Here is a 9,648-nt window from a genome sequence, read left to right on the forward strand (position 1 = left end):
CGATCGCCTCGCAGCGCGCCAGCCAACGGTTGGCCTCCTGCACGGCCTCGGCCGGCGAGCGGCTTTCGCGGCGCTGCTCGTCCTCGGGCGCCCAGAGGTCCAGGGTGAAGTCGGGGTGGCGAGGGTCGTCGAAGATCAGGCGCAGCGTGACCATCCGCGCCTGCGGGGAGACGTGGTCGATCGCCCGGCGACCTTCGCCCCGGAACACCCGTCCCATGACCTGGCCGTCGATCAGCAGTTCCGCCCCCATCAGCTCGTCCAGCCGATAGATCAGGCACCAGCCGCCCCGGTCCCAGGCCACGGCGATCAGGTTCGTGGAGAACGAAAAGCCCGCGCCGCGACCGCGTCCCCGCGTGACGATCACGCCCTCCGGCGCGCTCTTCAGGACATGGCGCAGGGCGCGGCGGATCCGCCGATCCTCGTCGCCGTACCAGATGGCCAGGCTGCCGAGGAACGTCACCGCCGAGCCGGCGATGGCCACGAACAGCAGGAGACGCGCGAGCTCGCTCATGAGGGCAGGCTAGCGGGAGTCCCGATTCCCAAACAGGGGCGACTGGAGCGTGACGCCGAAAGTGGGAATCGGTTTCGGAGTCACGCTCTAAGTATTTGATTTAGAAGCTTCTTATCGTGTCCAAACGATACCGTTTGGACGCGCGAGAGCGCTAGTCGCGAAAGTGTCCGACGACGGGAACGTGATCGGAAGGCTTTTCCTTGTCGCGCTCGTCGCGGTGAATGACCACGCCGGTCAAGCGGTCGGCGGCCTGCGGCGACAGCAGCAGGTGATCGATGCGGATACCCAGGTTTCGGGGCCAGGCGCCGGCCTGATAGTCCCAAAAGGTGTAGCCGCCCGGCGCGCCGTCGGCCTGCATGTAGGCGTCGGCCAGGCCCAGGTTCTTCAGCGCCCGGAACGCGCCCCGGCTTTCGGGCTGGAACAACGCGTCGCCCAGCCAGGCTTCGGGATTGGCCACGTCCTCGGCCTCGGGAATGACGTTGTAGTCGCCGGCGATGACCAGGGGCTCCTCGAACGCCAGCAGGCTCCGCGCGTGGGCGTGCAGGCGACGCATCCAGGCGAGCTTGTAGTCGAACTTCTCGGTCCCGACCGGATTGCCGTTGGGCAGATAGATGCCGGCGACGCGGAACGGAACTGGCGCGCCGATCACCGCCTCGACATAGCGCGACTGCTCGTCGATCTCGTCGTCGTACAGAAAGGGCAGGCCCTTGCGAACGTCCTCGACCGGAAACTTCGAGAGGAGAGCGACGCCGTTATAGGTCTTCTGCCCGTGGACGACGACATTATAGCCAAGCCGTTCAAAGGCCTCGGTGGGGAACTTCTCGTCGACGCACTTGATCTCCTGCAGCACCGCGACCTCGGGAGCCTCCGATTCGAACCAGGCCAGCACGCCCTCCAGGCGCGCGTTGATCGAATTGACATTCCAGGTGGCTATGCGCATCGCGGACTCCAGACAGCGGCTGGAAGCTAGAGGCCCTGACGAGCGGGCTCAAGGCGGACGAGCGATTGGCGAGAAGCGGGACGCGCCGGACTTTGGTCTAAACTCGCCGATAGCCCAGAGGCGCGCCAACGCCGGCGGCTTCGATCCGGCTGATCGCCTCGCTCAACGGCTCGATCGCCGTGGCCATATGGTGGGCGTTGGCGTGAAGGATGGTGTCGGGGTCGAGCAGGATCGCCACGTGTCCCTTCCAGAAAACGAGGTCGCCCCGCCGCCGGTCGGTCTCGGCGATCTCGGGGAAGAAGGCGCGCTGCATGTCGGTGTCGCGCGGGCAGGCGCGCTGGCAGGCATAGAGCGCCTGCTGGACCAGGCCCGAGCAGTCCAGGCCCAGGCTCTCGCGCCCGCCCCACTGGTAAGGCGCGCCCAGGAAGCGCTCCGCGACGGACACATAATCCTTTTCGCCGCGCCCGATCGGCGTCAGGTGCGCCTCGACGAACCAGCCCGTCCCCAGGCCCTTGGCGAAGCGGCCTTCGCGGGCCTCGATCGTCACCAGGCTGTTCAGCGAATAGAGTCCCTCGGGCCGCGACTTGATGTCGGGCTTGCTGAACGCATAGGTGCGGATCGCCCCGACCGTGTGGGTGGGCAAGGGGGCTCGCGGGGTCAGGCTGGACGTCTCGACGAAGCCGACATAGCCGTCGCGGGCGGCCTGCCCCCAGGCGAAGCCGTCCTTTTCCTCCAGCACGCGAAAGACCTCGCCGAACAGCAGCTGATCCCATTGCTCGGCGTCGCGCGCGGCGCCGGCGCGGATCGCCGCGGCGGGAACGGCGCAGACCATGGCGCGGCTGGGGGCATAGCGCTCGGCCGCGACCAGGCCCTCCAGGCGCTGGTCGGCCAAGTCAGGGCGGGCCAGGGTGACGCGGGCGTCGAAAGTCATGCGAAGCGGCTCTTGATCATGGCGAAGGCGGCGCGGATCGCCTGGACCTCGCCCCCGACCGGGAAGCCCGGACGGCTCTTGGGGTTCCAGGCGAAGACGTCGAAGTGGGCCCAGGGACCGACCTCGTCGCCCGAGGGCGCGAAGCGTTGCAGGAACAGCGCCGCCGTGGTCGCGCCGGCCTGGGCCCAGCCGTCGGGATCGTTCTTCAGGTCGGCGATGTCGCTGTCGAGGGCGTCGCCATAGGCCTCCGTCAGGGGCAGACGCCACAGGGGGTCGGACACGGCCTTGGACGCCGCCTCCAGCTGGCTGGCCAGCTTGTCGTCAGCGGTCCAGAACGGGATGACGAACGGCCCCATGGCGATCCGCGCCGCGCCGGTCAGGGTGGCGAAGTCCAGGGTCAGGGCAGGCTTCAACTCGGCGGCGCGGGTCAGGGCGTCGGCCAGGATCAGTCGGCCCTCCGCGTCGGTGTTGCCTACCTCGACCGTCAGGCCGGCGCGGGTCTGGAGCACGTCGCCAGGGCGCATGGCGTCGCCGGCGATGGCGTTCTCGACCACGGGTGTCAGGATGACGAGACGCACCGGCAGCCCGGCGTCCATGACCATGCGCCCCAGGGCCAGGGCGTGGGCCGCGCCGCCCATGTCTTTCTTCATCAGCCGCATCCCGGCCGAGGGCTTTATGTCCAGGCCCCCAGTGTCGAACACCACGCCCTTGCCCACCAGGGCCAGGACGGGATGGGAAGGATCGCCCCAGGCGATCTCGATCATGCGCGGCGCGCGGGCGTCGACGGCGGCGCGGCCCACGGCGTGGACGGCGGGATAGTTCTCCTTCAGCAGATCATCGCCCCGGACGACCGACAAGGTCGCGCCGTACTTCTCGGCGATCTCGCCGGCGATGGTCTCGATCTGCAGCGGCCCCATGTCATTGGCCGGGGTGTTGACCATGTCGCGGGCCAGGGCGCAGGCGTGGGCCATGGCGGTGACGGCGGCTACGTCGACGCCCTTGGGCGCGACCAGGCGCGGGATCGGCTCGCCGCGCTTCTTGTAGCGGTCGAAGCGATAGGTCCCCAGCGCGAAGGCCAGGGCGGCCTGACTGGCGTCGACGCCCTTGGGGAGCTTGGCCAGGGCGTAGTCGCCGGCGGGCAGCTTGCCGGCCAGCCCGCGCAGCAGCGATACATCGGGGCGACCGCTCCCCAGGCCTAGAAGCACCAGTTCGACCGCGCCGCTGGGGCCGGGTATCGCCAGCACCTGACCCGCCTTGCCCGTGAACCGGTTGGCGGCGGCGTAGGTCCTGACCGGGGTCCGCTTTCGCGCCAGGAACGCCTCGACCTCGCCCTCGGCCAGCGGCTGGACGGGGATCGCCCGGCCCTCGGCCTGGTCCAGGATCGGATGCGTCACGTCGGACATCGGCGAACCTCTTAAAAATTATGCTTAACGATTCCTTGAGGAGCGCGCCGGATCATGGCGGGACCTTCTGGAGACATGTCACTCATGTGTCGCAAGCGCGCCCTCCTCGCAACCGTTCTCGGTGCCGCCGCCCTGTCGCTGGCCTCCCAAGCCGTCGCCGCCGACGCGGCCAAGGTGTCGGCGCCCGCCGCCCAGATCCCGGCGGCCGCGCCGGCCCCGCCGCGCAAGGCTTCGCCGCAGCAGCGCGCGGAAGCGCGACGGCTGGATCCGCTGGCTCAAGCGGCCTTTTGGGGATCTGAGTTCGAGATCGACCCGGCGGACGCCGAGGCGGGCGCCGGCCTGGCGCGGGCCCTGCGGGCCCTGGGCCGCAATGACGAGGCCGCCGAGACCGCGACCAAGGCCCTGGTGGCCCACCCCGACGACGAACCGCTGCTGCTGGAGCTGGCCCGCGCCCACATCGCCCGAGGGCAGGGCTTCTACGCCATCGAGCCGGCCCGCAAGGCCGCCGCTCAGAACCCCAAGGACTGGCGTCCGCTGACCCTGCTGGGCGTGGCCTACGAACAGGCCGAGCGCGACGACGAGTCCGAGGCCGCTCATCGCCAGGCCATCGCCCTGGCGCCCAGCGAGGCCACGCCGCTGGCCAACTACGCCATGCACCTGGCCGCGCGGGGCGATCTGGCCGGCGCCGAAGCCCAACTGCGTCGCGCCGCCGGCCTGCCGTCGGCCGGCATCCAGACCCGGCAGAACCTGGCGCTGGTGGTCGGCTTGCAAGGTCGCTTGCCCGAGGCCGAGAAGCTGGCTCGCGCCGACCTGCCGCCCGAGCAGGTGGCCAACAACCTGGCCTATCTGCGCGCCGCCCTGGGCCAGGCGGGCGCTGGCCGCAGTTGGGACGCCCTGCGCGGCGGCGGCGGCCAATAGGCGCCTTGCCTCGGCCTTGAAATAGAGCTCAAACGCGGCGGTGATCAGCTTCCTCGCCCTCGCCGCCGCGCTTGCCGCCCCGCAAACCGTTCCCGATCGCGTGGTCGTGGATCTTTCGAGCGCCAAGCCCGCCAATGTCTTTCGCCCGGACGAGGCGTTCGGCGGGGGGCTGGACGGCATGGGCCGCGACGAGGTCAAGGCGACCTACACCCCGCACAACGTCGCGGCCATGCGCCAGGCGGGGCTGAAGAAGATCACCTATCGGCTGCGCACCGAGCTGGGCAACGAAGCCTGGCACTGGAACCCTGAAGGGACTTGGAGCGACCCCGCCCGTCAGCAGGGCTATTGGACCGGCAGCGACAAGCCCGGCGCGCCGATCCTGCTGTCGCACGGTTACGACCTGCCGCGCCGGGGCATGACCAACGACCAGGCCAACAACAACGGCTATTCGCGCCTGGACGATGGCGATCCGGCGAGCTTCTGGAAGTCCAACCCCTATCTGGACAGCCGCTACACCCACGCGCCGGCGCGACCGCAGTGGCTGATCGCGGAGCTGGCCAAGCCGTCGGAGATCGACACCGCCCGCCTGTCGTGGGCCACGCCCTACGCGGTCGACTACAAGGTGCAGTACTGGGTCGGGGTCGACGACTACGACCACCAGGGCCGATGGGTCACGTTCCCGCGCGGCGACATTCATGGCGGCCAGGGCGGCGAGGTGACGCTGAAGCTGACCGACGCGCCGATCAAGACGGCCTATATTCGGGTGATCATGAGCCGGGGCTCGGGAACCGCGCCCCAGGGCTCGACCGATCCGCGCGATGGTCTGGGCTATGCTCTGGCGGAGGTCGGTTTCGGGACCACGCGGGACGGCCAGTTCGTCGACGTGATCCGCAAGGGCCGCTCGCGCACGTCCCAGAGCGTCATGCACGTCTCCTCGACCGATCCCTGGCACCGGGCTGTCGATCTGGACAAGGATCTCGAGCAGCCGGGCCTGGATCTGGTCTTCCGCGGCGGCCTGACCAATGGCCTGCCGATGATGACGCCAGTCGGGGCGATGTTCGACACGCCCGACAACGCCGCCGCCGAGATCCGCTGGCTGAAGCGTCGCGGCTATCCCGTCGACCAGGTCGAGATCGGCGAGGAGGCCGACGGTCAATACGGCTCGCCCGAGGACTACGGCGCGCTCTATCTGCAATTCGCCGACGCCGTGAGGGCGGTTGATCCGAAGATCACGGTCGGCGGTCCCAGCCTGCAGTCGGCCACCACCGAGATGTGGATGCCCGACCAGGGCGAAAGCCGCTGGTGGCACCAGCGCTTCGTCTCGTACCTGAAGGCGCGGGGCCGCCTGAAGGACCTCGGCTTCGTCTCGTTCGAGCACTATCCGTTCGACGACGTCTGCGGCCGGATCGACGAGAAGCTCAAAGACCACACGGCGATGCTGGACGGGGTCTTCGCCCGTCTGGCCGACGACGGCGTGCCCAAGACGACGCCGCTGGTGATCAGCGAATACGGTTTCTCGGCCTATTCGGGTCGCGTGATGTCGGAGGTGCCGGCGGCCCTGCTCAACGCCGACATCGTGGGCCAGTTCATGAGCCGGGGCGGCAAGCAGGCCTTCTTGTTCGGCTACACGCCCAACACGCCGATCAATCAGCACCAGGCCTGCGCCGGCTACGGCAACATGATGACCTGGCAGACGGACGAGGACGGCCAGGCCAAGTGGCCCAGCCCCACCTTCCAGAGCGCCTGGCTGCTGACCCACGCTTGGACCCAAGGCGACCACGGCCAGCATCAGGTCTGGCCCGCGGCCTCGACCGTCCGTGACGCCAAGGGACGCGCGCCGGTCATGGCCTACGCCGTCAAGCGTCCGGACGGGAAGTGGGCCCTGATGCTGGTTAATCGCGATCCCGACGCCGCGCATCTGGCGACCTTGACCTTCAAGGGCAAGGACGGCCGGGCGATGACCTTCAAGGGTCCCGTCGAAGTCTGGCGTTATGACCGGACGCGATACGTCTGGAAGGACGACGGCGAGCATAGCCGGCCGGAAAAGACCCTGCCGCCGCCGAAACTGAGCCAGGATGGGACGCAGCCCGTTCTGCTGCCGGGCTGGTCCCTGACGGTGGTGCGGGGCGAGATCAGCCCGCCAGCGCGTCGCCGATCACCCGGGCCGCGCGGGTGAAGAGGCTCAGTAGCGGCGCGGCCAGCGCCTGACGCAACGTGAAGGCGAAGAACGCCGACAGAGCGATCAGCAGGGCCGTCTCCGTGGCCGCCCCGCCATCCTCGTTCGCCAGCCCGCGCGCCAGCGTCTTGACCGTCTTCTTCCCACCAAGCATTGGTCGCTGTCCCAAAAAGAAACCCCACGACCCGGGTGCGGCAAAACGCGCGCCACGCTCAATTCAGGATAGGTGTATGAAGCCGCCGCTCGCGAAGAAGGAACGCTCCATGCGGAAGGTCCTGGTGTTCACGGCGCTGGCCGTCGCGGCCGCCCCGGCCCTGTATTCCGCCTACATCGCCGCAGCGATCCTCGATCGGGGGTATCACTGGAAAGAGATGGACTGGAACGGCGATGGCCGCACGCAGCTGAGTGAGCTGATCGCCGCCGGCGATATCGTTCCGCATAGGACCGTGCGCGGCGCCCAGCGCTGCACGCACTATTTCGCCTATCGCACCGCGACCCTGGTGCGCTCGGACTGCGACGAGGACGCCTAAGGCGAAGGCTCGGGCTTGAGCGAGCGGCTGGGCCGCCGCCGCCCACGCCCTTTAGATGCTAGATCGAGAAGCTGACGCCGCAGCCGCAGCTGGACTTGGCGTTCGGGTTGCGCACGCGGAACTCCGCCCCGGCCAGTTCGTCGACGAAGTCGATTTCCGACCCCTTCAGCAGCGCCAGGGACACCACGTCCACCAGGGCGGCCGCGCCGTCGCGCTCGACCTTGAGGTCATCATCCTCGACGGTGTCCACGAGATCAAAGCGGTACTGGAAGCCGGAGCAGCCGCCGCCGTCGACGGCGACGCGCAGCATCAGGGGGCGGCCCTCGCTCTCGGCGATGGCCTTGATCCGCCGGGCGGCGTTTTCGGAAAGCGTTAAGTCGACTTGGGTCATGGCTGTGGAAAAGTCACCTCGGGCCTATATGAGGCTGACGCGGCCTCTTCGGAAGAGGCAAATGGTCAAACGCGATAAAGGCGGTCTATGTCCCAGGCTCCGTACTTCGTCCCCCGCGCGCCCTACGCCGAGGATCCCTTCAAGTCGAAGGGCCGTCGGTTCCAGGAGGATGAGAGCCGCACCCGGACCCCTTTCGCCCGCGATCGCGACCGGATCATCCACACGTCGGCCTTCCGTCGCCTGAAGGAGAAGACCCAGGTCTTCGTGGCGCACGAGGGCGACAATTTCCGCACCCGCCTGACGCACTCGCTGGAAGTGGCGCAGGTGGCGCGCTCGCTGGCGACGGCGCTCGGCCTCGACAGCGATCTGGCCGAGACCATCGCGCTGGGCCACGACCTGGGCCATCCGCCCTTCGGTCACGCCGGCGAGGACGAGCTCGAGATCCAGATGCGCGACTACGGCGGCTTCGACCACAACGTCCAGACCTTCCGGGTCGTGACCGAATTGGAGCACCGCTATCCGGATTTCCTGGGCCTGAACCTGACCTGGGAAACGCTGGAGGGGATCATCAAGCACAACGGTCCGGTGACCAACAAGCTGGGCAAGCCGTCGTGGAAGGCGATCCAGCGGTACGACAACGACTATGGCCTGGGTCTGGACACCTGGGCCTCGGCCGAGGCCCAGGTCGCGGCCCTGGCCGATGACATCGCCTACAACAATCACGACGTCGACGACGGCGTCACCGCCGGCCTGTTCACCCTGGACGAGCTGATGGATGTGCCGCTGATCGGCCCGATCCTCTACGCCGTGAAGAGCGAGCGGCCGGACCTCGATCCCCGCCTGACCCATCTGGAGGCCGTGCGCCGCATGATCGGGGCCATGGTCGACGACGTGATGGGCGAAACCTTGCAGCGCGCCGCCGCCACGGGCGTGTCGTCGGCCGACGATGTCCGCGCCCTGGATCACGCCTTAGTCGCCTTCTCGCCGGACATGGCCGAGGACCTGGCCCGCCTGCGCGCCTTCCTCTACGAGCGCATGTACCGCCATTGGCGCGTCAATCGCACGCGCAGCCAGGCTCGCCGCATTCTGGGCGAAATGTTCGCGCTATTCCTCAAGGAGCCGGAGGTCCTGCCGACCGTCTGGTTCGCCAAGTCGCAGAACCGCGACGAAGCCGGCCGAGCCCGCGTGGTGTGCGACTACATCGCCGGGATGACCGATCGCTTCGCGATAGAAGAGCACCGCAAGCTGTTCCATCTCGACGTCTGGAACTAGGCCTTAGGGGCCTGGCTCGGCGGCGAGGCGCGAACAGCGGGATGTAAGCCGCCTGAGCGGGGCGGACGCTTCTTGGACGCGCCGGCGTTGGGTAACCTACGATCGCGCGCGTCTGATTCGATTCGTTCGATCCGCGCCCGAGAGTTTGGAGCCTGCCTCGATGTCCGATCCGCACCGCGGGGCCTATACGCCCCCCACCGACGCGCCGTTGTCGTTCGACGCGCGTCAGCCCGTGCGGGGCGCGCGCCCGCTGCCCATGACCCTTATCATCAGCGCGGTGGTCCTGGTCACGCTCGTCGTGGGCGTGGCGCTGGTCTATCGCGGCGGCATTCGCAATCCGAACGAGCCGCCGCGCGAGGTCGGCTCCCAGGTCGCCCAGATGAAGACGCCGCCGCCCGCTGGCAGCCAGCCGCAGGATCCGGCCGCCGGCTTGCAGATCTATCACAACGACGAGCCGCGCCCGTCGGCGACCTTCGCCGCCCCGCCCGAGGCGCCGGCGGCTCGCCCGGCCGTTCCGGTCAGCAGCGCTCCGGTCGAGACCGCCGCCCTGCCGCCGGCCAAGCCCGCGGCGACGGC

At 68.8% G+C, this 9,648-nt stretch carries 9 protein-coding genes and 2 pseudogenes; 5 read left to right on the forward strand and 6 right to left on the reverse strand.

The features are described from left to right. From FCU40_RS21560 to FCU40_RS21575, 4 genes and pseudogenes are all read right to left on the reverse strand, one after another. Window positions 1–511: pseudogene (locus tag FCU40_RS21560) on the reverse strand (hypothetical protein); the annotation flags it as partial. A gap of 151 nt (window positions 512–662) precedes the next feature. After that, window positions 663–1,451, reverse strand: a complete 789-nt coding sequence (gene xth / locus FCU40_RS21565) for an exodeoxyribonuclease III (RefSeq protein ID WP_168077780.1) — start codon at window positions 1,449–1,451, stop codon at window positions 663–665. A 97-nt stretch (window positions 1,452–1,548) separates the two neighbouring features. Next, on the reverse strand, window positions 1,549–2,382 hold the full coding sequence (locus tag FCU40_RS21570) for an NlpC/P60 family protein (protein WP_168077782.1): 834 nt from the start codon (window positions 2,380–2,382) through the stop codon (window positions 1,549–1,551). Next, complete coding sequence (locus tag FCU40_RS21575; protein ID WP_168077784.1) at window positions 2,379–3,785, reverse strand: M17 family metallopeptidase; 1,407 nt, start codon at window positions 3,783–3,785, stop codon at window positions 2,379–2,381. The genes FCU40_RS21570 and FCU40_RS21575 overlap by 4 nt, the downstream gene beginning before the upstream one ends. A gap of 84 nt (window positions 3,786–3,869) precedes the next feature. On the opposite strand from FCU40_RS21575, the gene FCU40_RS21580 reads away from it, so the two are divergent. Together FCU40_RS21580 and FCU40_RS21585 are read left to right on the forward strand one after the other, a co-directional pair. After that, complete coding sequence (locus FCU40_RS21580) at window positions 3,870–4,703, forward strand: tetratricopeptide repeat protein (RefSeq protein ID WP_168077786.1); 834 nt, start codon at window positions 3,870–3,872, stop codon at window positions 4,701–4,703. A 40-nt stretch (window positions 4,704–4,743) separates the two neighbouring features. After that, window positions 4,744–6,879 carry a discoidin domain-containing protein gene (locus FCU40_RS21585; protein WP_168077788.1) on the forward strand — a complete coding sequence of 712 codons (2,136 nt, stop codon included), beginning with the start codon at window positions 4,744–4,746 and terminating at the stop codon, window positions 6,877–6,879. Here FCU40_RS21585 and FCU40_RS21590 read toward each other — a convergent pair. Then, window positions 6,836–7,033 (reverse strand): hypothetical protein, encoded by a 198-nt coding sequence (locus FCU40_RS21590; RefSeq protein WP_004622912.1) that lies wholly within the window; start codon window positions 7,031–7,033, stop codon window positions 6,836–6,838. The genes FCU40_RS21585 and FCU40_RS21590 overlap by 44 nt on opposite strands. Window positions 7,034–7,142: 109 nt before the next feature. On the opposite strand from FCU40_RS21590, the gene FCU40_RS21595 reads away from it, so the two are divergent. After that, the gene (locus FCU40_RS21595) at window positions 7,143–7,409 is read left to right on the forward strand and encodes a hypothetical protein (protein ID WP_106404405.1); all 267 of its coding nucleotides are present in this window, start codon (window positions 7,143–7,145) and stop codon (window positions 7,407–7,409) included. A gap of 58 nt (window positions 7,410–7,467) precedes the next feature. Here FCU40_RS21595 and erpA read toward each other — a convergent pair whose 3' ends face one another. Continuing rightward, on the reverse strand, window positions 7,468–7,800 hold the full coding sequence (gene erpA, locus FCU40_RS21600) for an iron-sulfur cluster insertion protein ErpA (RefSeq protein ID WP_004622918.1): 333 nt from the start codon (window positions 7,798–7,800) through the stop codon (window positions 7,468–7,470). Between the two features lie 87 nt (window positions 7,801–7,887). On the opposite strand from erpA, the gene FCU40_RS21605 reads away from it, so the two are divergent. Together FCU40_RS21605 and FCU40_RS21610 are read left to right on the forward strand one after the other, a co-directional pair. Then, window positions 7,888–9,072, forward strand: coding sequence for a deoxyguanosinetriphosphate triphosphohydrolase (locus FCU40_RS21605; RefSeq protein WP_004622920.1), 1,185 nt, complete (start codon window positions 7,888–7,890; stop codon window positions 9,070–9,072). A 160-nt stretch (window positions 9,073–9,232) separates the two neighbouring features. After that, a pseudogene (locus tag FCU40_RS21610) lies at window positions 9,233–9,648 on the forward strand (SPOR domain-containing protein); the annotation flags it as partial.

Origin of the sequence: Caulobacter sp. SSI4214, assembly GCF_012184455.1 — a bacterium.
Taxonomy (GTDB): domain Bacteria; phylum Pseudomonadota; class Alphaproteobacteria; order Caulobacterales; family Caulobacteraceae; genus Caulobacter; species Caulobacter vibrioides_E.